The sequence below is a fragment of the Verrucosispora sp. WMMC514 genome, from assembly GCF_027497295.1.
In the GTDB taxonomy this organism is placed as follows: Bacteria; Actinomycetota; Actinomycetes; order Mycobacteriales; family Micromonosporaceae; genus Micromonospora; species Micromonospora palythoicola.
On record NZ_CP114906.1, the window covers coordinates 1,260,613 to 1,284,462 of the forward strand.

Below are 23,850 nucleotides of genomic sequence, written 5' to 3' on the forward strand. Positions count from 1 at the left end.
GGCGTGAGATGCCTGGTGACCGGAGCGACCGGATACATCGGCGGGCGCCTGGCGCCGCGCCTGCTGGCCGAGGGATACGCGGTGCGCTGCCTGGCGCGGCGGGCCAATCGGCTGCGCGACGTGCCGTGGGCCGCGCAGGTCGAGGTGGTCGAGGGCGACCTGAGCCGGCCGGAGAGCCTGGCCGGCGTCTTCGACGGCGTCGACGTGGCGTACTACCTGGTGCACTCGCTCGGCCAGGCCGGCTTCGAGGCCGCCGACCGGCAGGCCGCGACGACCTTCGCCGAGGCGGCCCGCGCCGCAGGCGTACGCCGGATCGTCTACCTGGGTGGGCCGGAGCCGGCGCCCGACGACGCCGCCTCGGCGCACCTGCGCTCCCGCGCCGAGGTGGCGCGGATCCTGCTGGACAGCGGCGTGCCCACGGTGGTGCTGCGGGCGGCGGTGATCCTCGGCTCCGGCTCGGCGTCGTTCGAGATGTTGCGCTACCTGACCGAGCGGCTGCCGGTGATGGTCACCCCACGCTGGGTCAGCAACCGGATCCAGCCGATCGCGGTCCGCGACGTGCTGCGCTACCTGGTCGGCTGCGCGACGCTGCCACCGGAGGTCAACCGGGCCTTCGACATCGCCGGTCCGGACGTGTTGACCTTCGGCGACATGATGCAGCGCTACGCCCGGGTCGCCGGGCTCTCCCGCCGTCTCCTGCTGCCGGTACGGCCGCTCACGCCCACACTGTCGTCGTACTGGGTCGGACTGGTCACCCCGGTGCCCAACGCGCTCGCCCGGCCGCTGGTGGAGAGCCTGGTGCACGAGGCGGTGGCGCACGAGCACGACATCGCGACGTACCTGCCGGACCCGGCCGGCGGACTCACCGGTTTCGACCGGGCGGTCGAGCTGGCGCTGGCCAAGGTGCGCGACGCCGAGGTGGAGACCCGGTGGTCGAACGCGGCCGGTGCGGACGCCCCCGCCGAGCCGCTGCCGAGCGACCCGCACTGGAGCGGCGGCACCGCCTACACCGACCTGCGGGAGCAGACGGTGGCGGCCCCGCCGGAGGCGTTGTGGCAGGTGATCGAGGGGGTCGGTGGGGAGAACGGCTGGTACTCGTTCCCGCTCGCCTGGTCCGTGCGCGGCTGGTTGGACCGGCTGGTCGGCGGGGTGGGGCTGCGGCGCGGCCGGCGTCACCCGCACCAGTTGCGGGTCGGCGAGGCACTCGACTTCTGGCGGGTGGAGGAGATCGTCCCCGGCGAACTGCTGCGGCTGCGCGCCGAGATGCGGCTGCCCGGCCGGGCCTGGCTGGAGATGCGGGTGCAGACCGACGACGCGGGACAGGTCAGCTACCGGCAGCGGGCGGTCTTCCTGCCCCGGGGTCTGGTCGGGCACGCGTACTGGGCCGCGGTGACGCCGTTCCACGCGGTGGTCTTCGGCGGGATGGCCCGCAACATCGCCGAGGGTGCCGAGCGGTTGGCGGCGGCCGCCCCGGCCCGCGGCCCGGCCGCCGGCTGAGCCGGTCAGTCGCCGGTGCGCTGCCCGGTGACCCGCCAGGCGGTCGTCTCGCTCGGCGGCACGAAGTCGCGGACCGGCTCGTCGCGCAGGGCGAAGGAGAGGATCTCCCCGACCGCCTCCACCATGGCGGTCTGCACCGCCCGGCCGACGGCGTCGCGCGGCTCGTCGGGGTTGGCCGCCATCGCCGCCACCGCCACCTGCGGGGTGAGGGCCACGACCGTCTCCGTGGCGTACCGCTCGGAGCTGCCCGTCTTGCCCACCACCGGCCGGCCGAGCTGACCGCGCAGCCCGGTCGCCGTGCCGCCGTCGCAGCCCTGGTACATCGACTGGTCGCCGACCGGGCAACGGGCGGCGTCCGCCGCCGCCCGGGCCACGTCGACGTCGAGCACCTGCCGGCAGTCCGGCTGCCCGGCGGCCACGCGGCGACCGTCCGCATCGGTGATCGAGGTGACCGGCGTGGGCGCGCACCACGTGCCCTCCGCGCCCAATGTCGCGTACGCACCGGCCAGGTCGAGCGGGGTGGTCGCGGAGACCCCCAGGGTGAACGGGCCCCACTCCCGGGCACCGTGCCGGGCCAGTTGGGCGTCGTCGTCGGCCCGGAACACGATGCCGAGCCGTTCGGCCATCTCCACCACCCGGTCCGCCCCGACCCGCTCGGTGAGCCAGGCGAAGTACGTGTTGACCGAGTCGCCGAAGGCGGTCCACATGTCGTGCCGGCCGCTCACCGAGGCGCTGGCGTTCTGCGGACACCAGTACCCTCCGCAGCTCGCCTCGGTGCCGCTGACCCGGAAGTCGGTCACGATCCGTCGAGGCGCGTCGAAGACCGTGTTCAGCGGCAGCCCGGCCTCCAGCGCGGCCAGCATGGTGAACAGCTTGAACGTGGAACCGCCCTGGTAGCCGACGATGGTGCCGCCGCCGGCGACCAGTTGGTTGACGGTGTTGGGGTGGTTCTGCTGCCCGCCGGGGTTCGCGGCCACGCTGTAGGTGCGGTTCACCGACATGGCGAGCACCCGCCCGGTGCCGGGTTGGACCACCGCGGTCGGCATGGCGTGCGGGTGCTCGGCCGGGTAGATCCGCCGCACCTGTTCGGTGGTGGCCCGCTGCACACCGGGGTCGAGTGAGGAGACGATGCTGAACCCGCCCCGGCGCAGGGTGCGTTGCCGCTCGTCGACACTGGCGCCGAACGCCTTCTGACTGTTCCACCAGCGGGTGAACCAGTCGCAGAAGAACCCCCAGTCGTTGTGCCCCTCGGGCACCGCCGTGCAGTCGTTCGGTGTCTCGCTGGGCCGCAGGTTCAACGGCTGGGCCGCGATCCGGGCCGCCTCCTCGGGCGCGGCCACGCCCGATTCGACCATCCGGTCCAGCACGTAGCCGCGCCGGGCGGTCGCGCTGTCGGCGTCGCCGTTTATCGGATCGTCGCTGTCCGGGGACCGGACCAGCCCGGCCAGCAGCGCCGCCTGGGCCAGCGTGAGCTTCGCCGGTGCGGTGGAGAAGTACCGCTTGCTGGCGGCGGCGACGCCGTACGCGCCGGCACCGAAGTACGCGATGTTCAGGTAACGGGCGAGGATCTGCTCCTTGGTCAGCTCCCGCTCCAGCGCCAGCGCGTACCGGATCTCCTGGATCTTGCGGGCGGTGCTCACCTCGGTGGCCGCGGCCCGCTGCGCCTCGCTGAGCCGGGGGTCGGTGCTCAACACGTTGCGGACGTACTGCATGGTCAGCGTGGAGGCGCCCTGCCGGGTGGCGCCGTCGCGCCGGTTGGCGGTGAAGGCCCGCACGATGCCCCGCAGGTCCACCCCGCTGTGCTCGTGGAAGCGGGCGTCCTCGGCGGCGATGATGGCCTGCCGCATCACCGGCGCCACCTCGTCCAGCGGCACGTCCACCCGGTCCTCCTGGTAGAAGGAGGTGATCAGGGTGGTGCCGTCGCTGGCGTACAGGTTCGATCGTTGGGCCGTCGGCGGTGTCCGCAGCGTGTTGGGCAGCTCCGCGTACGGCGCGGAGAGCGCCGAGAATCCGATGCCGAACACCAGCGCGGCCGGCAGCGCCGCCACCGCCAGCACCAGGCCGGCGAGCGTGCCGGCCAGCAGGACGGTGAACATCTTCGGCAAGAACGCCCGGGTCATCAGCTCTCCCCGCAGGAGCCGTCAGGACTCCCTCAGGATGGCGCTAATCACCCTTTCTGCCGCGCCTTTCCCCAAACCCGGATGAAATTCGCCGATCAGGGGAGCAGCAGCGCGGCGAGGGGCTGCACCGTCTCCTCGATCTCGTCGGCGACCCGGCTGAAGCACTGGTCACCGCGCCCCCACGGGTCGTCGAGGTCGTCGGTGGGCAGCGCGGTGGCGCCCTGACGGGCCTCGTGCGCCGCCTCGACCAACGCCACGCCACGGGCGTGTACCGCGTCGGCGGTGGCCTCGGCCGCCGGCAACCCGGCCGGGTCGAGCGCGGCCAGCAACCGGCCGAACTCGCCGAGGACGAACGTGCGGCCGGCGGCGTCGGGCCGCAACGCGGTCACGTACTCCTGCTGATCCGCGGTGGCGGTCAGCACCAGGTCGGCGGCGTCGATGTGATCGGAGCGCAGTTTGCGGGCGGCGAACCCGTCGGTGTCGCCGCCCCGGGTAATGACCTGACGGGCCGCCGGCGGGTTCATCTCCTCGCCGGCATGCCAACCGCCGGTGCCCGCGCTGTGGCTGTGCAGCAGTTCCCCGGCCCGGGCCGGGTCGACCTCGCGCCGGGCCAGCCGATCGGCCACGGCGAGGGTGAGCAGCCGCTCGGCCATCGGAGAACGGCAGATGTTGCCCATGCAGACGTGCAGGACGGTGAAGGGAGGCACCTACACCACCTGACTCTCACGCAGCTCCGGTACCACCTCACGGAGCCGGGCCAGGTCGATCGCGCCCTCCCGGACCAGCACCGCCTCGTCGCCGGTCAGGTCCACGATCGTGCTGGGCACCGGATCCACCGCCGGCCCCGCCTCCAGGTAGGCCCGCACGGAGTAGGCGAGTTGGTCGCGCGCCTGGTCGGCGGTGAGCGCGGCCGGCTGACCGAGCTTGTTGGCCGACGCGACCGCCATCGGCCCGGTTTCGCGCAGCACCTCCAGCGCCACCGGGTGCAGCGGCATCCGCACCGCCACCGTGCCGCTGTCGTCGCCGAGATCCCACCGCAGGCTCGCCGAGTGCTTCACCACGATGGTCAGCGCGCCCGGCCAGAACGCCTCGACCAGATCACGCGCCGCGGCGGGCAGGGTGTAGGCCAGGCCGTCGAGGGTGTGCCGGGAACCGATCAGCACCGGCGGCGAGGCGTGCGGGACAGCCTTGGCGTCCAGCAGCGCCTTGACCGCGTACGGGGTGAACGCGTCGGCGCCGATCCCGTAGACCGTGTCGGTCGGCAGGACGACCAGCTCGCCGTTGCGGACCGCCTCGATGGCCGCAGCGATGCCGCGGTCCCGGTCGGCGAGCGACCGGCAGTCGTAGAGCATCACGAGGAGCCAGTCTGCCACGTCGCGGTGGCACCGGGTGGCGGGCGGTCCGCGAGGCGGGACGCGGTGACGAAACGCGGCCGGCCGGCGAGGTCGCGATGGTCGACGATCGCGGCGTACCGACCGTCGGCGGCGAGCAGATCCGGCACCACCGTGCCGTGGCTGTCGTCGTGTTCGACGCCGAGGACGCCACCGGAACGCAGCAGGAAAGCCGCCCGGTCGATCACCCGGCGGATGACGTCCAGCCCGTCCGTCCCACCGAACACGGCCTCCGCCGGGTCGTGGTCGGCCACCTCCGGAGGTACGGCCACCGCGAGCGGGACGTACGGCGGGTTGCACAGCAGCACGTCCACCCGACCCGCCAGCTCGGCCAGCAGCGCCGGATCGGTGGCGTCCGCCGCCACCACCTCGATCGGCCGGTCACCGGCGGCGACCCGAGCCGCCGCGTTGCGCCGCAGCCAGGACAGCGCCCGCGGCGAGCGTTCCACCGCCACCACCCGGGCCTGCGGCACCTCGGAGGCCACCGACAGGGCGATCGCCCCGGACCCGCTGCACAGGTCCACCACCAGCGGCTCCGACCGCCCGTCGGCCTGCCCGCCGTCGTTGCCCGCGACCCGCCGGGCCTGGTCGACGCCCCACCCGGCGAGCAGTTCGGTCTCCGGGCGTGGCACGAAGACACCCGGCCCGACGGCCAGCTCCAGGTGCCGGAAGCCGGCGGTGCCGGTGAGATACTGCAACGGTTCCCGTCGGGACCGGCGGGCCACCAGCGCTCGGTAACCGACGAGTTGCTCGTCGGTGAAGCCGTCCGCCAGCGCCAACCGCCCCCGGGGGATCCCGAGCACGTACCCGGCCAGCAGCTCGGCCTCCGCGCGGGCCGAGGTCACGCCGGCGGTGGCGAGAGTACGGGCCGCGTCGGCGATCACGGGCGTCGGACGGTGACGTCTCGTCCCTTCGGACGGGTGTTGCGGCGCGGTGGTCACGCAATAATCATGAAGCGTCGCCGTGCACGTGCATAAGCGGGTGCAGCGGCACACCGACAGGAGGTCACGGGTGGGCTGGCTCGACCGGGTCGAGGACCAGGTTGACGCCCTGACGAAGGCGCGGGCGTTGCAGGAGGTGAGCCGTTCCACCGAGGCGTACGGGCTCCTGGAGCAGGTGCTGCGTGCCACCCGCGACCCGCACGCCCGCGCCGACGCGCTCGTGCAGCGGCTCTCGGCCCTGATCAACCTCGGGCGTACCGCCGAGTACACCCGCGCCATCGAGGAGGCGTCCGCGGCGGTACGCGACCTCGCCGAGCCCTATCTGCACGGGCACCTCAACGCCCTGGCCGCGCTGGCCGCCCATCATCAGGGCGCGCTGGACCGCTGCGTGACGCACCTGGTCAAGGCCGCCCGGGCGCTCGGCGCGGTCGAGGAGGCGGACCGGGACACCGCCTGGGGCTGGCACGACCTGGCGATGGCCTACTCGTACCTCAGCTTCCACGGCTACGCGTTGGGCGCGATCGAACGCGCCCGGCAACTGGGCACCGCCGCCGGCATCCCCGAGGAGACGTTCGCCGCGCCGGGCATCCGGCTGCGCAACGCGGTCGCCCTGGACCACACCGGTGACAGCGACGGCTGTCTGCGCGTACTGCGTGATGTCGGCGGCGACCTGGGCCGGTTCGTCACCGCCGGACGTGCCGACCGGCTGCGTCCCAGCAGCCTGGCCGCCTACGGCTACGCGGCCGCCCGCCGGTGTGCCCTCGGCGACGACATCGATCCTGTCCCGGGCCTGGACCCGGCCCGGCTGCTCGGCTACGGCGCGGACAGTGCCCGGGCCCGCGACATGCGCCAGCTCGGCCAGGTGTGTCTCGCCATCGCCAGCGGACGCCCCATCGAGGCGGTCACCCGGCTGGACACCGTCCAGGTGTCCGCGGAGACGCTCGGCGCGGCCGAGCCGGCCCGGCTGCGCAGCATGGCGCTCGGACGAGCCGGTGACCACGCCGCCGCGCACCGGGCCGACCGGCTGGCCTTCCGGCTCGCCGCGCAGCGCCACGACCGGCTCCGGGACGTCTACATCGACGGCATCGCCGCCCGGATCGACCACGAGGAGATGCGTCGCGAAGCGGCCCGGTTCGAGGGAGAGGCACTCACCGACCCGCTGACCGGGCTGCCCAACCGGCGCCGGTTGGAGCGCTACATCGCGGCCGTGGTCGCCCGGGGTGAGCGGGTGGTGATCGGCGTCTGCGACCTGGACGGGTTCAAGGCGGTCAACACGCGGCACGGGCACCACTCGGGCGACCTGGTCCTGCAACGGGTCGCCGGAGTCATCAACCGGGTGATGCGTCGGGGCGACTTCGTCGCCCGCTACGGCGGTGACGAGTTCGTGGTGGTGCTGCCGGAAGCGGGGATGACCGAGGCGGCCGAGGTGGCTCGCCGGATCGACGCGGCCGTCCGCACCGAGGACTGGGAGTCACTGGTACCAGGCACTCCGGTCGGGGTCAGCATCGGTTTCGCCGAGGTGGGCGCGGGCGGCCCCGGCCAGCGGGACGCGCTCGGCGCCGCCTTCGAGGCCGCCGACCGGGAGATGCTGCGGGCCAAGGCCCGGCCGCGTACCGCCTGACCGACGGCAGCGTCTCAGCGGCGGGTCAGCTCCGCGTCGCCCGCCAGGCGCGCGGCCCGGTCCGCCTCGCCGAGCGCGTCGAGCACGCCGTCCAGCTCCCCGGCGAGCACCAGATCCAGGTTGTACGCGGTGAAGCCGATCCGGTGATCGGTGATCCGGTTCTGCGGGAAGTTGTAGGTGCGGATCCGCTCGGAGCGGTCCACCGTACGCACCTGGGCCTTGCGGGCGTCCGACGCGGCGGCGTCGGCCTGCTCCTGCGCGGCGGCCAGCAGCCGGGCGCGCAGGATCCGCATCGCCTGCTCCCGGTTCTGCAACTGGGACTTCTCGTTCTGGCAGGAGACCACGATGCCGGTGGGCAGGTGGGTGATCCGCACCGCCGAGTCCGTGGTGTTCACCGACTGGCCCCCGGGCCCGGACGAGCGGAAGACGTCGATGCGCAACTCGTTCGGGTCGACGGTGACGTCGACCTCCTCGGCCTCCGGCAACACCAGTACGCCGGCCGCGCTGGTGTGGATGCGTCCCTGCGACTCGGTGACCGGGACCCGCTGCACCCGGTGTACGCCGCCCTCCCACTTCAACCGGGACCAGACTCCGTTGCCGCCCTCCGGCACACCCTTCGTCTTGATCGCCAGCGAGACGTCCTTCACGCCGCCGAGGTCGGAGTCCTGAGCGTCGATCACCTCGGTGACCCAGCCGCGCCGCTCCGCGTACCGGGTGTACATGCGCAGCAGGTCACCGGCGAACAACGCGGACTCCTCGCCGCCCTCGCCCGCCTTGATCTCGACGATGACGTCCTTGGCGTCGTGCGGGTCACGAGGGATGAGCAGTTCGGCGAGCCGCTCCTCCAGCACCGGCAGCGTCGCCGCGATCGTCTCGGCCTCGGCGGCGAAGGAGGCGTCCTCGGCGGCCAGTTCGCGCGCCGCGGCGAGATCGGCGCGGGCCTGCTCCAGTTCGGCGGCGGCCTTGTGCAGCGGCACCAGCTCGGCGTAGCGACGGCCGATCCGACGGGCGGTGCCCTGGTCGGCGTGGATCGCGGGGTCGGCCAGTCGCTTCTCCAACTCGGCGTACTCGTCGAGGAGGGCGGCCAGGCGTTCACTGCTCATGCTGGAGATCGCTCCTTGAGACCGGACACAGACGGACAACGCCCGCGCCCGGCGGTGAACCGGACGCGGGCGTCGGACGAGGAGCTACTTGGCCTTCTTGCCCTGAACCTTGGCGTACTTCTGCTGGAACTTCGCGACCCGGCCAGCGGTGTCCAGCACACGCTGCTTGCCCGTGTAGAACGGGTGGCAGGCGCTGCACGTCTCGACGTGGATCGAGCCGCCCTTGGCGGTGCTGCGGGTGGTGAAGGTGTTACCGCAGGAGCAGCTGACCTCGGTGGTCACGTACTCCGGGTGGATGTTGGGCTTCATGTCGCCTCGGTCCTCTCGTCTGTGGTCGCCGGGTCGCCCCTGGCCTGCCGCTGCCTGCCGATGGGGGCGTGAACCGGAACCGGTGGCCGATTGACCAGTCTGCCATGGGCTTCGGTGGGCCCTGGAGGCGGGCCGCGTCACCTGGTCGCCGGTAGCAACACCGGGCCTGCCGTACGCATTCCCACCACCTGCGCGAAGCATTCCTGCACCCACCCCGACGCCACCAGCAGGGACATATCTACCTCCGCGCCCCCTTTGCTCTGCTTCAACCGGCGCACTGGTTCCGGCCGGCTTCCGGTGCGTGGGGTGAAGCAGAGCAAAGGGCCAGAACCGAGAGGGTACGGGCGGAGGGACCCGAGCCGATCCGGCACCCGAAAAGGGCGTGGCCGGACCCGGCCACGCCCTTTCGTCGGTCTTCGTCGGCGGGAGTTACTCCCCCGGCGTCGACTTGGCGATCTGCATCAGGAACTCGATGTTGGTACGGGACTGCTTGAGCCGGTCCAGCAGGAGGTCGAGTGCCGCCTGCGAATCCAGCGAGTGCAGCACCTTGCGGAGCTTGTGCACGATGGCCAACTCCTCCGGCGCGAGCAGGATCTCCTCCTTGCGCGTGCCGGACGGGTGGATGTCGATGGCCGGGAAGGTCCGCTTGTCGGCGATCTTCCGGTCCAGCTTCAGCTCCGCGTTGCCGGTGCCCTTGAACTCCTCGAAGATGACCGTGTCCGCCATGGAACCGGTCTCCACCAGGGCGGTGGCGAGGATGGTCAGCGAGCCGCCGTTCTCGATGTTGCGGGCCGCGCCGAGGAACCGCTTCGGCGGGTACAACGCGGTGGAGTCGATACCACCCGACATGATCCGGCCGCTGGCCGGTGCCGCCAGGTTGTACGACCGACCGAGCCGGGTCACCGAGTCGAGCAGCACGACGACGTCGTGGCCCAGCTCGACCAGGCGCTTGGCCCGCTCGATCGCCAGCTCGGCGACGGTGGTGTGGTCCTGCGGCGGGCGGTCGAACGTGGCCGCGATGACCTCGCCCTTGACCGACCGCTGCATGTCGGTGACCTCTTCGGGTCGCTCGTCCACCAGCACCACCATCAGGTGGCACTCCGGATTGTTGTGCGTGATGGCGTTGGCGATCGCCTGCAGCACCATGGTCTTACCGGCCTTCGGCGGCGACACGATCAGCGCCCGCTGCCCCTTGCCGATCGGCATGACCAGGTCGATGACCCGGGTGGTGAGGATGTGCGGCTCGGTCTCCAGCCGCAGCCGCTCCTGTGGGTACAACGGGGTGAGCTTGTAGAACTCCGGCCGGCGCTTGGCCTCGTCCGACTCCATCCCGTTGATGGTGTCCAGCCGGACCAGCGGGTTGTACTTGTCACGCCGCTGCTCGCCGTCGCGGGCCGCCCGGACCGCGCCGGTGATCGCGTCACCGCGCCGCAGGCCGTACTTCTTGATCTGGGACATCGACACGTAGACGTCGTTGGGACCGGCCAGGTAGCCGGTGGTCCGGACGAAGGCGTAGTTGTCCAGCACGTCGACGATGCCGGCCACCGGCACGAGCACGTCGTCCTCGCCGACCTGCGGCTCACGGCCGCCGTCGCCACCGGAATCGTTGCGGTCGCCCCGGCCCCGCCGGCGGTCCCGGAAACGGCTGCGCCGGCTGCGCCGACCGCCGCTGTCGCCGTCGTCGTCACCGTCGTTGTCCCGCTCGCCGCGCTGTCCGCGGTCACCACGGTCGGCGCGCTCGCCTCGGTCACCGCGCTCGGCGCGCTCACCTCGGTCACCGCGCTCGGCACGCTCACCTCGGTCACCGCGCTCGGCACGGTCACCACGCTCGGCACGCTCGCCGCGCTCGGCACGGTTGTCCCGCTCGCCGCGCTCGGCACGGTCACCCCGCTCGGCACGGTCGCCGCGGTCGGCGCGCTCGCCTCGGTCACCGCGCTCGGCGCTGCGCTCCGCACGGTCACCCCGCTCGGCACGCTCGCCGCGCTCGGCGCCACGGCCGGACCGGCCCTCGGACCGCTCGCCCTCGGCGGCGGCCTCCTCGGCACGCGGTTCGGCCACGGCGGTCCGGCTCCGCCGGGTACGGCCACGACCCTCGCTCTCGACGCTCGCCGCCGGCTGTTCGGCGCCACGGCGTTCGGCCTCCGGTCGCTCGCCGGCGTCCCGTACCTCCGCGTGCACCTCCTCGCGGACCGGTGCGGCGGCCGCCGCGACCTCGGCCCGTGGTCGAGGGGCCCCGGCAGTGCCGCCCTGCCGCTCGGTGATCGCGCTGATCAGCTCGCCCTTGCGCATGCGAGCCGTCCCCGAGATGCCGAGCGACGCGGCCAGGCTCTGCAGCTCCGGCAGCAGCATCGCCGACAGGCCGGTGCCGCTGCGCCGGCGGCGGGCGGGGGCAGCGGTGGTGGCATCGCCAGCGACGTTGGAAACATCCGACGTCACGTCGGTGGTGTCGCTCAATGGATTCCTTCCCTCGATAGGCCGGGACTGCCCGGAATCGACAACAGGTGGCCGGGCGGCCTCGGTACACCCGCCTCGCATGACGCTTCGCGGGAGTCTTTGACACAGCAGCCGGTCGGTCTCCCGACCCACCAGATGGAGCGGTGGGCGGGGTTTCGCCGTCTGCGGCGACCAGTGAAGACTGCGGTGCGGCGTGGGCCTAGGCAGGGGTGACGGGCTTACCGCCGAAAGCTTCGGGGGTGCGCCGACCCGCAGGGAGATCGCATGCTTCGCGGCTGTGCTAAGTCTAGAGCGTAATCAACTCTTGCGACCTGCGGCAACAGGGTCCCGCTCCGCGTGTCCGAGTCTACCCCGTTCGACCTGCGCCCCGCATACATCTACCGCCAACCGCAGCAGCCGCCAGTCTGTTCCCGCGTCGAATTCTACGGGCAGCTCGGACAGGGCGAGCACGGTGGGGCCCGCACCACTGACCACGGCCGCCACACCAGCCGCACGCAGCTCGTTGACCAGGGTGTTCGTGCCCGGCATCGACGCCGCGCGATAGCCCTGGTGCAACCGGTCGGCGGTCGCCGGCAGCAGCAGCGCCGGCTGCGCGGTCAACGCGTGCACCAGCAGCGCCGCCCGGCCGGCGTTGAACGCGGCATCGGCGTGCGGCACGGCGGCCGGCAACGCCGCACGGGCCGAGGCGGTCAGCCCCCGCTCGGCCGGCACCAGCACCGTGGGGCGTACGCCGTGGGCCACCGGCAGCGACACCGCCCGGGAACCGTCCGGCTCCGTCCAGGCCAGGGTGAAGCCGCCGAGCAGGCAGGGTGCGACATTGTCCGGATGGCCCTCGATCTCGGCGGCCAGCCGCAGCACCGCGTCGTCGCCGAGGCGACTTGCGCCCTCCGCCACCAGCGCCCGGGCCAGCAGCACCCCGGCGACGATCGCCGCCGACGAGGAGCCGAGCCCGCGCGCCTGCGGGATGCGGTTGACACATTCCACCGCCAGCCCCGGTGGTTGCCCACCGAGCGCGTCGAAGGTCGCGCGCATGGCGCGTACCACCAGGTGGCTGTCGTCGGTCGGCAGCTCGCCGGCTCCCTCGCCGGTCACCGTCACCGTCACGCCCCCGGCCGTCACCTCGGCGGCGACGTCGTCGTGCAGCGCGAGGGCCAGCCCGAGCGCGTCGAAGCCGGGCCCCAGGTTCGCACTGGTGGCCGGCACCCGGACCCGGGCCGGTTCGGCGACGAATGTGGTCGACACCCCGCCCATGCTAGGGACAGCCGCCACCGATGGGGAGCATCGCCCGGCACCTGGGACACCGAACACCGGGGGCACCGGACCGCACCTCGCTACCGGTTCTCCGCGACGGCGGGTGGCGACGCGGCGAGCGACAGACCCCGCGTCGCGATCCGCCAGCCGATCGCGTAGACCAGGGTGACCAGGCCGCAGCCGGCCAGTACGACACGCTCGTCGACGATGTCCACGACCGCGGCAACCACCAGCTGACTGACGGAGATCGCCAGGGTCGCCAGCATCATGTCGGTCGCGAAGACGCGACCCCGTAGCCGGTCCGGCACCTCGCCCTGCAGGGCGAAGTTCGACATCACCCAGTTGCTGCCACCCGCGAAGTGCGCCACGAAGACCAGGACCAGCACCAGCGGGAACCAGGCGGCCACGGAGGTACCGAGGTAGGCCAGCCCGTACGCCGACATGGACAGGGCCAGGCCGGGCAGCAGCCAGGCACGGTTGGTCAGCACCCGACGCATCATGATCGGACCGACCAACGCGCCGGCACCACGGACGGCGAACAGCAGGCCGGCACCGAGCGCGCCGACCCCGTACACCCCGGCGAGCAGCGGAAAGACGGTCAACACACCGTTGCCGAGACCCACCGCCGACTTGACCGTCACCAGCGCCAGCACCCGCGGACGGTGCCCGATGTAGACGAGCGCCTCGCGGATGGCCGCCCAGGTCTGCGGCGGCCTCGCCCCCCGCTCCCGGGTTGCCTGCAACGGGCGGCGGATGAGCGTGGCCAGGCCCGCGGCGATCACCAGCCCGACCGCACCGACCCAGAAACAGGCGTACGGCCCGGCCGCCGCGCTGAGCACCCCACCGAGCGACGCGCCGACGACGGTCATCGTGCCCCACGCCGAACCGGCCACCGCGTTGCCGGCGGCCAGCTCGTCCGGATCGAGCACGTTCGGCAGCGCCGCCTGCGCCGCCGGTGAGTAGAACGCCTTCGCCACCGCGACCACGCCGATACCGAGCAGCGCCAGCCAGGCCGTGCCGGCGTCGCGTACGCCGAGCAGCAGCAGGACGCCGACAAGCGCCGCGGCGTTCGAGACGATCATGATCGTGCGCCGGTCGAAGCGGTCGGCGATGGTGCCGGAGTACGGCAGCAACAGCGCCACGATGCCGGTGTCCACGGCGAGCACCAGAGCGCCCCACACCCCGCTGCCGGTCAGCTTCGGCAGCAGCACCAGCAACGGAACCATGACGAACCAGTCGGCACCGAAGACCACCAGCTCGGCGAGGAAGAGATTGCGGAAGTTCCGGTTGCGGGTGAGGACCGAGAGGGTGGACGCCACGGAGCGGACCATACCCGGCCACCGTCGGTGGCCGAGTCGGAGCGCGGACACCCCCGGAGGGCCCGAGGACCCTCCGGGGGTGCCCGGTCACCCGTTCGGTGGGAACGGCGAGTTACGGGTCTTCGGCAGCCGCAGCACCTCGAACTGGTCGGTGTTCTCGATCAACGCCCCGGAGGGCGCCGCCGGTACCGGCCGGCTCTCCCGCCGGCCGGTGTCCGCCGTGCCGGCACCGGCCTGCGCTCCCACCGGCGTCCGGTCGGTGTCCGGCTCGGCGCCGTCGGTCTCGCCGGCACCCGGTTCGCCGGCCGGGTCACCGTGACGGCGCCGCCGCCACGCCCGCACCGAGACCTTGGTGTCCTCCACCATGGCGTACAGCGTCGGCACCAGGATCAGCGTGAGCAGCGTGGAGGTGAGCAGGCCGCCGATCACCACGATGGCCAGCGGTCGCGAGATGAAACCGCCCTCACCGGTCAGCCCGAAGGCCATCGGCGTCAGCGCGAAGATGGTGGCGATCGCGGTCATCAGGATCGGCCGCAGCCGGTGCCGTCCACCCTCGACCACCGCCTCCCGCACCCCCATGCCCTGGGCCCGGTACTGGTTGACCAGGTCGAGCAGCACGATGGCGTTCGTCACCACGATGCCGACCAGCATGAGCACACCGATCAGCGCCGGCACGCTCAGTGCGGTGCCGCTGACCAGCAGCAGAGCGACCGCTCCGGTGGCCGCGAACGGAATGGACACCAGCAGGATCAGCGCCTGCACCACGCTCCGGAACGTCGCCATCATGATCAGGAAGACGATCGCGATCGCGGCCAGCACGGCCAGACCCAGATCGGCGAAGGTCTCCCGCTGCTCGGCGCTGACCCCGCCGAGGGAGAACGTGGCCCCCGGTACGTCGATCGCGTCGAGGCGACGCTGCAGCTCGGCGCTGATCGCGCCCAGGTCGGAGCCGGTGACCGTGCCGGTCACCGAGACGCTGCGCTCACCGTCGATCCGCCGTACCTGTTGCGGGCCGGTGGTCTCGGTGACGTCGGCGATGTCGTCCAGCTCGACCGCGCCCACCGGCAGGGCCCGCAGCTCCGCCACGGTCGCCGGCGGTGCCGCCGACAGGCGCAGCACCACGTCCCGGGCGGCGCCGTCGACGGTCACCTGACCCAGCGGCGTACCCCGGAAAGACTGCGCCACCAGTTGGCCGACGGCGGCCTCGGTGAGCCCGGCCCGGCTGGCCGCCACCCGGTCGACCGTCACGTCGACCCGGGGTACCCGCTGGGCCAGGGTGGTCGAGACGTCCTCGACCCCGCCGATGCCGGTCAGTGCCGCCTCGGCCTGCGCCGCGGCGGCGGCCAGCACCTCGGGATCGGCGGCCCGGACGATGACCGCCAGCTCGTTGGCGGACGCCCCGCCCTGGCCCGCCGGGAAGGTGATCTCGCCGGCCTCGGACCCGAGCGTCGCGAACCGGTCCCGCAGCACGCCGCGCATCGCCTTCGCGTCGGTGTCCCCGCCGAGCCGCAGGGCGTAGTTGGCCACGTTGTTGCCGGCGCTGCCGGCCCAGGGTGTGTCGCCGCCACCGGCGGTGACCTGGTACGAGTCGATGCCCGCAGTGTCCGCCAGCACCGCCTCGACCCGCCTGGCCGCCGCGTCGGTGCCGGCCAACCCGGTGCCGACCGGCAGTTCCTGGCGGATGTTGAGGGTGTCCTGACCGGAGTCGTCGAGGAAGTTCGTCTCCAACTGCCGGGCCAGCCCGAAGGTGCCGAACAGCACCAGCAGTCCCGCCGCCAGGGTCGCCCACCGGTAGGCCCGCCGCCCGGTGGCGAACCGGATGACCGGCAGGTACGCCCGCTGCAACGGGCTGCGCAGCTCGCGCTCCTCAGCCGCCCGCCGGACCGCCGCCCCGTCGGCCGCGGCGCTGACCGGCTTGAGGAACCAGTACGCGAGCACCGGGATCACCGTCAGCGAGACCAGCAGCGAGGCGAGCAGCGCCACGGTGACCGTGATCGCGAAGGGTGCGAAGAGCTGCCCGACGAAGCCACCGACCAGGGCGATGGGGGCGAAGACGGCAACCGTGGTCAACGTCGACGCGGTCACCGCACCGGCCACCTCGCGTACGGCGGTGAGAATCGCCTGTCGTTTCGGCCCCCCGTACGTCAGGTGTCGCTTGATGTTCTCCAGCACGACGATCGAGTCGTCCACCACCCGGCCGACCGCGACCGTCAACGCGCCGAGGGTGAGCAGGTTGAGCGAGTAGTCACCGATCCAGAGGGCGATCAGCGCCACCACCACCGACAGCGGGATGGAGACCGCGGTGACCACGGTGGAACGTACCGACAGCAGGAACACCAGGATGACCACCACGGCCATGATCAGACCCAGCAGGCCCTCGGTGCTCAGCGTCTTGATGGACTTCTCCACGAACGGCGCCTGGTCGAGCACCACGGTCAACTCGGCGCCGGTGGCGGAGCGCAGGTCGGCGAGCCGGTCGGCGACCGCGTGCGAGATCTCCACCGCGTTGCCGTCCGGGTCGGCGGTGACCGCGATGCCGAGGCTCTCCCGGCCGTTGGTGCGGGTGATGGCGGTGGCCGGGGCGAGTTGCTCCTCGACCGTGGCGACGTCGCCGAGACGGACCGGTCCGGCCTTCTTGACCGGCGGAGCGACGATCACGTCCCGCAGCTCGTCCAGGGTGGTCAGCGGGGTGCCCACCTGCACCGGCAGGGTGCGCTGGCCGTCCAGCACGGCTCCGGCGGGCACCGCCACGCCGTTGGCCTGCAACGCCGTGCCGATCGCGGTCGGCTGCACCTTCGCCTTCGCCAGCTTCGCCGGATCCGGGGTGATCACCACAAGTTCGTCCCGGACGCCGGTCAGCTCGACGCCGCGTACGCCGTCGATCGCCGCCAGTTCCGGCACCACGGTGTCCCGGAGCTTGCCGGCGAGGGTCCGCTCGTCGTCGTCGCCGGACGCGGCCAGCACCACCGCCGGCAGGTCGTCGGTGCTGCCCGCGATCACCTGCGGGTCGACGCCCTCCGGCAGGCTGGTCCGGTTGATCGCGGTCTGCATCCGGCTGACCATGTCGTCGAGTTCGGTGCCGAACTCGTACTGCACCTGGATGGTGGTCAGGCCCTCTCGGGAGGTCGAGACGACCGAGTCGAGACCGGAGATGCCGCGCAGGCTGTTCTCGATCGGCTCGGCGACCTCGGACTCGACGACCTCCGGCGCGGCACCGGGGTACTGGGCCACGATGAAGGCGGCGGGGAACTCCAGTGACGGTAGGAGTTGCTGCTTCAGTGACGGCACGGCGTACGCACCGAACGCCGTGGTCACCACCGCGATGAGGGCTACCAGCCCTCGGTTGGCGAGGCTGAATCTGGCGAGCAGCGACATCGCGAGGCTCACTCCTGGGGGAGACGGTCGAGGGGTACGAGCAGTGTGCCCGACCCGCTCGGTCCACCGGATTCCGGGTCGGGCGGGCTCTCGGCGGTGCTGATCCGCAGCGACGCCACCAGATCGCGGTACAGCTCGTCGGTGCGCAGCAGGGTGGCGTGGTCGCCGACGGCCCGGATCCGGCCACGGTCCATCACGACGATCTGATCGGCGTCGAGCACGGTGGAGAGCCGGTGGGCGATGGTCACCACCGCGCCCACCGTGGCCCGCTGCCGCACGCACCGGCCGATCACCGCCTCGGTGAGTCCGTCGACCTGGGCGGTCGCCTCGTCGAGCAACAGCACGTCGGGGGTACGCAGCACCGCCCGGGCCAACGCGATGCGCTGCCGCTCGCCGCCGGAGACGGTGGTGGCGCTCAGCGGCGCGTCCAGCCCGAGGTCGAGCGAGCCGACCCGGTCGTGCAGGTCGACCGCGCGCAGTGCGGCCCAGAGTTCCTCGTCGCTGGCGTCCGGGTGGGTGAAGCGCAGGTTGTCCCCGACGGTGCCCGGCACCACCGGCGCCTCCTGCTCGACGTAGGCCAGCCGGCCACGGATCTCGACGGGGGTGTGCTCCGGGTAGGGACGGCCGTAAAGCAGCAGTCGACCCCGCTCCGGTTCGAGGAAGCGCAGCAGCAGGGAGAACAGGGTGGTCTTGCCGGCACCGGAGGGCCCGACGATGGCGGTGTGGCCACGACGGGGGATCGCCAGGTCGATGCCGCGTACGGCGGGTGGCGCCCCCGGGGCGTACCGTGCGGTGACGTCCTGGAAGGTCAGCACGACGTCGCCGGATTCCGATCCGACGGGCCCGAGCGGTCCGGCGGGTACCGGTGTCGGCTGACCGGTCGGCCGGGAACCGGGCTCGACCGCGATGGCCTCGATCTCCCGCAGGCGGCCGGCCGCCGCGATACCCGCCTGCATGGCCGTCATGTTCTGGGTCAACTCGCTGATCGGCCCCATCAGCTGGAAGGCGTAGAGCAGGAAAGCGATCAAGGTGGACACCTCGATCAGGCCACGCTCGGCCCGCGCCGCTCCGAATCCGAGGATGACGATCACGGCGAGCTGGAGGCCGGTCCAGGAGATGGTCCAGACGGTCGCCGCGCGGCGGGCGGCGTGTACGCCGTGCCGTGCCGAGTCCTGCGCGTGCCTGATGATCAGACCAGCCTGGCGCTGTTCGGCGCGACTGGCCTTGACCGTACGGATGGCGCGCAGCGAACCCTCCAGGATCCCGCCGAGTCGTCCCACCGATTCCTGCGCCGCCTCCTGGGCCCGCCCGATCGACGGCAGCAGCAGGCCCATCAGCACCGCCACGACGACGACCGCGACCAGGGTGGTGGCCAGCAGCACCAGGTCGAGCGTGCCCATCAGCACGAGCGTCCCGACCAGCGCCACCGCACCGTTGATCAGGCCGACGAGGCTGCCGGACGCCTCGTGCAGCAGCCCCGGGTCGGAGGTTGCCCGGGTGACCAGTTCGCCGCCGGGCCGGCGGGTGAGCTGGTCGATCCGGGCGGCGAAATAGCGGCGGATCACCCCGGACCGCGCGTCGAGCACCACCCGCTCGGCGACGCCACCCATCAGCACCCACTGCCACAGCGAGATGCCGGCACCGACGACGACGAGGGCGAACAGCACGGTCACCGGCCGGGACAGTGAGCCGCCGGCACCGAGGGTGTCCAGCACCCATTTGGTCACCAGCGGGGTGGCCAGCCCGGCGGCGTTGGCCAGCAGGCCGAGCAGCAGCCCGAGCAACATCGCCGGCCAGTGTGGCCGTAGGTAGGCGAGCAGTAGGTGGGTCCGGCCCGGACGGCCGGCCGCCCAGGAGTCGGCCGGCTGCGGATCGGTCGGTGCGGTAGTGGCGTTCGCAGTCACCCCGTTATGGAACACCTATGTTCCATAACGGGCAATCGGAATTCCGAAATCGCACATTGGTACCCTCTCTCCGTGGTGACCACCGAGGAGACCGGCAGTCGGGCGCGGACCCGGCAGGCGATCCTGCAGGCCGCGATCGAGGTTCTGAGCCGCAATCCGGCGGCCAGCCTGGGCGAGATCGCCACCGTGGCGCAGGTCGGCCGGACCACCCTGCACCGGTACTTCGCCGAGCGGTCGGACCTGCTGGCCGGCGTGGTCGACGAGGGTGTCGCCCGGCTCAACCGGGCGACCGCTCGCGCCCGGCTGGCAGAGGGCACCGGCGCTGAGGCCCTGCAGCGGCTCTGCGTCGAGTACTTCGACCTGGGCGACCTGCTCTCACTGGTCTTCGCCGAGCCGCAACTGGTCACCGACCCCGCCTGGGCCACCGGTGTCTGCGACGACGACTTCCACGCTCTGGTGAGCCGGGGACACGCCGACGGCAGCATCGATCCGGCATTGCCCGCCACCTGGTTGCAGTCCGTGCTCTGGGCACAGCTCTACGCGGGCTGGAGCTACCTGGCCGAACACGACGTGTCCCGCCACGAGGTGCTCGGCCTGGTCACCCGGACCGTCGCCGGCGCCGTCACCCCCCGCCCCTGACTTCCCCACCACCCGCCGCTTGCGGCGATCATGCAGTTGTGGCTCCCGAAACGCACACGTTCATCCACCCTTGTGAGGTGCCACAACTGCATGATCGGCGGGTGCTCGGGGGCGGGGGCGGGGAGGACCGGACCTCAGGCGAGGTCGAGGGAGCGGGCGGCGAGGAGCACGTCGTTGGCGATGGTGACGGGGGCGGGTGCGGTGGAGATGGCCCACTCCGGGTCCTTCAGACCGTGCCCGGTGACCGTGCAGACCACCGTGGCGCCGGCCGGCACCCGGCCGGCGGCGGCCTGCTGGAGCAGGCCGGCGACGCTTGCCGCGCTGCCCAGTTCCACGAAGACGCCGACCTCCCGGGCCAGCAGCCGGTACGCCGCCAGGATCTCCCGGTCGGTGACCGCCTCGATCAGGCCACCCGAGGTGTCCCGCGCGTCCAGGGCCTTCGTCCAGCTCGCGGGGTTGCCGATCCGGATGGCCGTGGCGATGGTGGACGGTTCGGCCACCACCTGCCCGGTCACGATCGGCGCCGCGCCGGCCGCCTGGAAGCCGTACATCTTCGGTCGCCGGCTGGCGTTGCCGGCGTCATGGTCCTCCGCGTAACCCATCCAGTACGCGGAGATGTTGCCGGCGTTGCCCACCGGCAGGCAGTGGATGTCGGGTGCGTCGCCGAGCGCCTCGACGATCTCGAAGGCGGCCGTCTTCTGGCCGTGCAGCCGGTCGATGTTCACCGAGTTGACGAGTGCGACCGGGTAGTCCTGGGCGAGCTTGGCGGCAAGCGCCAGGCAGTCGTCGAAGTTGCCGTTGACCTGGAGCAGCTTGGCGCCGTGCACGAGCGCCTGCGCCAGCTTGCCCAACGCGATCTTGCCCTGCGGCACCAGCACCGCGCAGGTCATCCCGGCCCGGGCCGCGTACGCGGCGGCGGAGGCGGAGGTGTTGCCGGTGGAGGCGCAGATGATCGCCTTGTTACCGGCCTCGACCGCCTTGGAGACGGCCATCGTCATGCCCCGGTCCTTGAAGGAGCCGGTCGGGTTGGCACCCTCCACCTTGAGGTACACGTCGCAGCCGAGCCGGGCGGAGAGCACCGGCGCCGGCAGCAGCGGCGTGTTCCCCTCGTGCAGGGTGACCACCGGCGTGGCCTCGGTGACCGGCAACCGGTCCCGGTAGGCCTCGATCAGACCACGCCACATCACGCTCTCCTCGCCTCCACGATTGACCCGGCCACTCACAGCCCGCCCTCGACCCGCAGCACGCTCGCCACCGACCGGACGATGTCCAGCCCGCGCAGTTCCCGGACGGTCGCCGCGAGCGCCGCGTCCGGCGCGACGTGGGTCACGATGACCAGGACGGCGTCACCGGCGGCGCCGGCGGCACCGGCGGCCGGCCCCTGCCGGACGGTGGCGATCGAGACGTCGTGCCGGGCGAACACCCCGGCCACCGACTCCAGCACACCGGGCCGGTCGGCCACGTCGAGGCTGATGTGGTAGCGGGTGAGCGCCTCACCCATCGGGCGTACCGGCAGGTCGGCGTACGCGGATTCGCTGGCCGCGCGGACTCCGGCGAGCCGGTTGCGGGCCACCGCCACCACGTCACCGAGCACCGCACTGGCGGTCGGCGCCCCACCGGCACCGCGTCCGTAGAACATCAGCTGCCCGGCCGCCTCGGCCTCCACGAAGACCGCGTTGAACGCGTCGCCCACGCTGGCCAGGGGATGGGTCACCGGGATCATCGCCGGGTGCACCCGGACACTCACCGCCTCCCGGCCCTGCCCGTCGGCGCCGCGCGCGGCGATACAGAGGAGTTTGATCGTGCAGCCCATCGCCTTGGCGCTGGCCACGTCCGCGGCGGTGACCTCGGTGATGCCCTCGCGGTGCACGTCGGCGGCGGCGACCCGGCTGTGGAAGGCCAGCGAGGCGAGGATGGCCGCCTTGGCGGCGGCGTCGAAGCCCTCCACGTCGGCCGTGGGGTCAGCCTCGGCGTACCCCAGCTCGGTGGCCTCCTCCAGCGCCTCGGCGAACCCGGCACCGGTGGCGTGCATCGCGGAGAGGATGAAGTTGGTGGTGCCGTTGACGATGCCGGTGACCCGGGTGATCCGGTCACCGTGCAGCGACTCACGCAGCGGGCGCAGCAGCGGGATCGCCCCGGCCACGGACGCCTCGTAGTAGAGATCGCCGCCGCCCTCCGCCGCCGCGTCGTGCAGGGCGCCGCCGTCCTCGGCGAGCAACGCCTTGTTGGCGGTGACCACGCTCTTGCCGGCCCGCAACGCCTCCACCAGCCAGCCGCGCGCCGGCTCGATGCCGCCGACCACCTCGACCACCACGTCGACGTCGTCCCGCTTGATCAGCCCGAGCGCGTCGGTGGTGAACAGGGCCGGGTCGACGGGAAGGTCGCCGCGGTCCCGCCCGATCCGGCGCACGGCGATGCCGGCGATCTCCAACGGGGCACCGACGCGGGCGGCGAGGTCGGCCGACTGCTCGTGCAGCAGCCGGACCACCTCGGCACCGACGGTGCCGCAGCCGAGCAGGGCGAGGCGTACAGGTGACGTCATCCCACATCCAAAGCGAGCAGGTCCTCTTCGGTCTCCGGTCGAACGATCAGCCGGGCCCGGCCGTTGCGAACCGCGACCACGCCGGGGCGGGGCACGTGGTTGTAGTTGCTGGCCATGCTGCGGCAGTACGCGCCCGTGCCGGGCACCGCGACAAGATCTCCGGGCTGCACGTCGGCGGGCAGGAATTCATCCTTCACCACGATGTCCCCGGACTCACAGTGCTTTCCCACCACGCGGGCGAGCATCGGCCCGGCGGTGCTCGCCCGGGAGGCCAGGGTCGCCGAGTACGACGCGTCGTACAGGGCGGTCCGGATGTTGTCGCTCATCCCGCCGTCGACGCTGACGTACGTCCGGATGCCGTCGACGTCCTTGACCGTACCCACCTGGTAGAGGGTGAACACGGCCGGGCCGACGATCGCCCGACCCGGTTCGATGGACAGGTGCGGCGTGGCCAGCCGCTCCGCCGCGCACTCCGAGTCCACGATCTTGCGTAGCCGCTTGGCCAGGTCGTGCGGGGCGGCGGGATCGTCCTGCGAGGTGTACGCGATGCCGAAACCACCGCCGAGGTCCAGCTCGGGCAGTTCGACGCCGCGGGCGTCGCGGATCTGCGCCTGCAGGGCCAGCACCCGACGGGCGGAGACCTCGAAGCCGCTGGTGTCGAAGATCTGCGAGCCGATGTGCGAGTGCAGCCCGCGCAGCTCCAGCACGTCCTCGTCGAGCACGCGCAGCGCCGCGGTCAGGGCCGCCCCACCCGCGAGGGAGAAGCCGAACTTCTGGTCCTCGTGGGCGGTGGCGATGAACTCGTGGGTGTGCGCCTCCACCCCGACGGTGACCCGGATCAGCACCCGGGGCCGTACGCCGCGTTCACGGGCCAACGCGGTGAGCCGCTCGATCTCGTGGAACGAGTCGACGATGATCCGCCCCACCCCGACGTCGAGGGCCCGGCTCAGCTCGGCCACCGACTTGTTGTTGCCGTGGAAGCCGATCCGCTCCGGCGGCATCCCGCCGGCCAGCGCCACGGCCAGTTCCCCGCCGCTGCACACGTCGAGGAACATGCCTTCCTCGGCGATCATCCGGACCACCGCCCGGCAGAGGAAGGCCTTGCCCGCGTAGTAGATGTCCTCGTCCGGGAAGGCGGCCTGGAAGTCCCGGCAGCGCGAGCGGAGATCGTCCTCGTCGAGCACGTACACCGGGGTGCCGAACTCGGCGGCGATGTCGCGTACGCCCAGGCCCGCGACGGTGAGCGCGCCGTCGGCGGCGCGCGTCACGTTGCGCGGCCACAACTGCGGCACCAGGGCGTTCACGTCGTCCGGGGTACGCAGCCAGGCCGGCCCCCGGTTACCGATGTCGCCGTGCAGCGCGCCCGCCTCGTGCGCCCGCATCA

17 protein-coding genes are annotated in these 23,850 nt (G+C 72.5%); 3 read left to right on the forward strand and 14 right to left on the reverse strand.

Features of this window, described 5'->3' with window-relative positions; all coding sequences use genetic code 11:
* Positions 1–3: 3 nt before the first annotated feature.
* Complete coding sequence (locus O7597_RS05710; RefSeq protein ID WP_269738060.1) at positions 4–1,497, forward strand: SDR family oxidoreductase; 1,494 nt, start codon at positions 4–6, stop codon at positions 1,495–1,497.
* 5 nt (positions 1,498–1,502) lie between these two features.
* On the opposite strand, the gene O7597_RS05715 is transcribed toward O7597_RS05710, so the two are convergent.
* The 4 genes from O7597_RS05715 to prmC all read right to left on the reverse strand — a co-directional run bounded on the left by O7597_RS05715 (position 1,503) and on the right by prmC (position 5,949).
* Positions 1,503–3,617, reverse strand: coding sequence for a transglycosylase domain-containing protein (locus O7597_RS05715; RefSeq protein WP_269738061.1), 2,115 nt, complete (start codon positions 3,615–3,617; stop codon positions 1,503–1,505).
* 95 nt (positions 3,618–3,712) lie between these two features.
* The gene (locus O7597_RS05720) at positions 3,713–4,324 is read right to left on the reverse strand and encodes a phosphotyrosine protein phosphatase (protein WP_269738062.1); all 612 of its coding nucleotides are present in this window, start codon (positions 4,322–4,324) and stop codon (positions 3,713–3,715) included.
* On the reverse strand, positions 4,325–4,969 hold the full coding sequence (locus O7597_RS05725) for an L-threonylcarbamoyladenylate synthase (protein ID WP_269738709.1): 645 nt from the start codon (positions 4,967–4,969) through the stop codon (positions 4,325–4,327).
* A complete protein-coding gene (gene prmC / locus O7597_RS05730; RefSeq protein WP_269738063.1) occupies positions 4,969–5,949 on the reverse strand; it encodes a peptide chain release factor N(5)-glutamine methyltransferase in 981 nt (326 codons plus the stop codon). Before prmC ends, O7597_RS05725 begins: the two co-directional genes overlap by 1 nt.
* A 70-nt stretch (positions 5,950–6,019) precedes the next feature.
* Here prmC and O7597_RS05735 point away from each other — a divergent pair, with 70 nt between their 5' ends.
* Positions 6,020–7,570 (forward strand): GGDEF domain-containing protein, encoded by a 1,551-nt coding sequence (locus O7597_RS05735; protein WP_269738064.1) that lies wholly within the window; start codon positions 6,020–6,022, stop codon positions 7,568–7,570.
* A gap of 14 nt (positions 7,571–7,584) precedes the next feature.
* On the opposite strand, the gene prfA is transcribed toward O7597_RS05735, so the two are convergent.
* The 7 genes from prfA to O7597_RS05770 form a co-directional block, all read right to left on the reverse strand.
* Positions 7,585–8,673: a peptide chain release factor 1 gene (gene prfA / locus O7597_RS05740; protein WP_269738065.1), complete on the reverse strand. Its 1,089-nt coding sequence runs from the start codon at positions 8,671–8,673 to the stop codon at positions 7,585–7,587.
* Between the two features lie 84 nt (positions 8,674–8,757).
* Positions 8,758–8,982 (reverse strand): 50S ribosomal protein L31, encoded by a 225-nt coding sequence (rpmE, locus tag O7597_RS05745; protein ID WP_093405395.1) that lies wholly within the window; start codon positions 8,980–8,982, stop codon positions 8,758–8,760.
* A gap of 429 nt (positions 8,983–9,411) precedes the next feature.
* Complete coding sequence (gene rho / locus O7597_RS05750; protein WP_269738066.1) at positions 9,412–11,436, reverse strand: transcription termination factor Rho; 2,025 nt, start codon at positions 11,434–11,436, stop codon at positions 9,412–9,414.
* 297 nt (positions 11,437–11,733) lie between these two features.
* Positions 11,734–12,678, reverse strand: coding sequence for a homoserine kinase (gene thrB / locus O7597_RS05755; RefSeq protein WP_269738067.1), 945 nt, complete (start codon positions 12,676–12,678; stop codon positions 11,734–11,736).
* Between the two features lie 89 nt (positions 12,679–12,767).
* Entirely contained in the window at positions 12,768–14,006 is a 1,239-nt protein-coding gene (locus O7597_RS05760; protein ID WP_269738068.1) for an MFS transporter, read from the reverse strand.
* Between the two features lie 87 nt (positions 14,007–14,093).
* Complete coding sequence (locus O7597_RS05765; protein ID WP_281582184.1) at positions 14,094–17,381, reverse strand: efflux RND transporter permease subunit; 3,288 nt, start codon at positions 17,379–17,381, stop codon at positions 14,094–14,096.
* 8 nt (positions 17,382–17,389) lie between these two features.
* Positions 17,390–19,285, reverse strand: coding sequence for an ABC transporter ATP-binding protein (locus O7597_RS05770; protein ID WP_281582185.1), 1,896 nt, complete (start codon positions 19,283–19,285; stop codon positions 17,390–17,392).
* A 72-nt stretch (positions 19,286–19,357) separates the two neighbouring features.
* Here O7597_RS05770 and O7597_RS05775 point away from each other — a divergent pair, with 72 nt between their 5' ends.
* Complete coding sequence (locus O7597_RS05775) at positions 19,358–19,924, forward strand: TetR/AcrR family transcriptional regulator (RefSeq protein WP_269738071.1); 567 nt, start codon at positions 19,358–19,360, stop codon at positions 19,922–19,924.
* Between the two features lie 134 nt (positions 19,925–20,058).
* Here O7597_RS05775 and thrC read toward each other — a convergent pair whose 3' ends face one another.
* The 3 genes from thrC to lysA are packed head-to-tail and all read right to left on the reverse strand — an operon-like array spanning position 20,059 to position 23,848.
* The gene (gene thrC / locus O7597_RS05780; protein WP_269738072.1) at positions 20,059–21,108 is read right to left on the reverse strand and encodes a threonine synthase; all 1,050 of its coding nucleotides are present in this window, start codon (positions 21,106–21,108) and stop codon (positions 20,059–20,061) included.
* 35 nt (positions 21,109–21,143) lie between these two features.
* Complete coding sequence (locus O7597_RS05785; RefSeq protein WP_269738073.1) at positions 21,144–22,466, reverse strand: homoserine dehydrogenase; 1,323 nt, start codon at positions 22,464–22,466, stop codon at positions 21,144–21,146.
* Positions 22,463–23,848, reverse strand: coding sequence for a diaminopimelate decarboxylase (gene lysA / locus O7597_RS05790; protein ID WP_281582186.1), 1,386 nt, complete (start codon positions 23,846–23,848; stop codon positions 22,463–22,465). Before lysA ends, O7597_RS05785 begins: the two co-directional genes overlap by 4 nt.
* Between the last annotated feature and the right edge of the window lie 2 nt (positions 23,849–23,850).

Excerpts from the sequence above, each read along its gene's own strand:
- O7597_RS05715 (WP_269738061.1), bottom strand. The coding sequence starts at position 3,617 with ATGACCCGGGCGTTCTTGCCGAAGATGTTCACCGTCCTGCTGGCCGGC.
- O7597_RS05725 (WP_269738709.1), bottom strand. The coding sequence starts at position 4,969 with ATGCTCTACGACTGCCGGTCGCTCGCCGACCGGGACCGCGGCATCGCT.
- prfA (WP_269738065.1), bottom strand. The coding sequence starts at position 8,673 with ATGAGCAGTGAACGCCTGGCCGCCCTCCTCGACGAGTACGCCGAGTTG.
- rpmE (WP_093405395.1), bottom strand. The coding sequence starts at position 8,982 with ATGAAGCCCAACATCCACCCGGAGTACGTGACCACCGAGGTCAGCTGC.
- O7597_RS05765 (WP_281582184.1), bottom strand. The coding sequence starts at position 17,381 with ATGTCGCTGCTCGCCAGATTCAGCCTCGCCAACCGAGGGCTGGTAGCC.
- thrC (WP_269738072.1), bottom strand. The coding sequence starts at position 21,108 with ATGTGGCGTGGTCTGATCGAGGCCTACCGGGACCGGTTGCCGGTCACC.
- O7597_RS05785 (WP_269738073.1), bottom strand. The coding sequence starts at position 22,466 with ATGACGTCACCTGTACGCCTCGCCCTGCTCGGCTGCGGCACCGTCGGT.
- lysA (WP_281582186.1), bottom strand. The coding sequence starts at position 23,848 with ATGCGGGCGCACGAGGCGGGCGCGCTGCACGGCGACATCGGTAACCGG.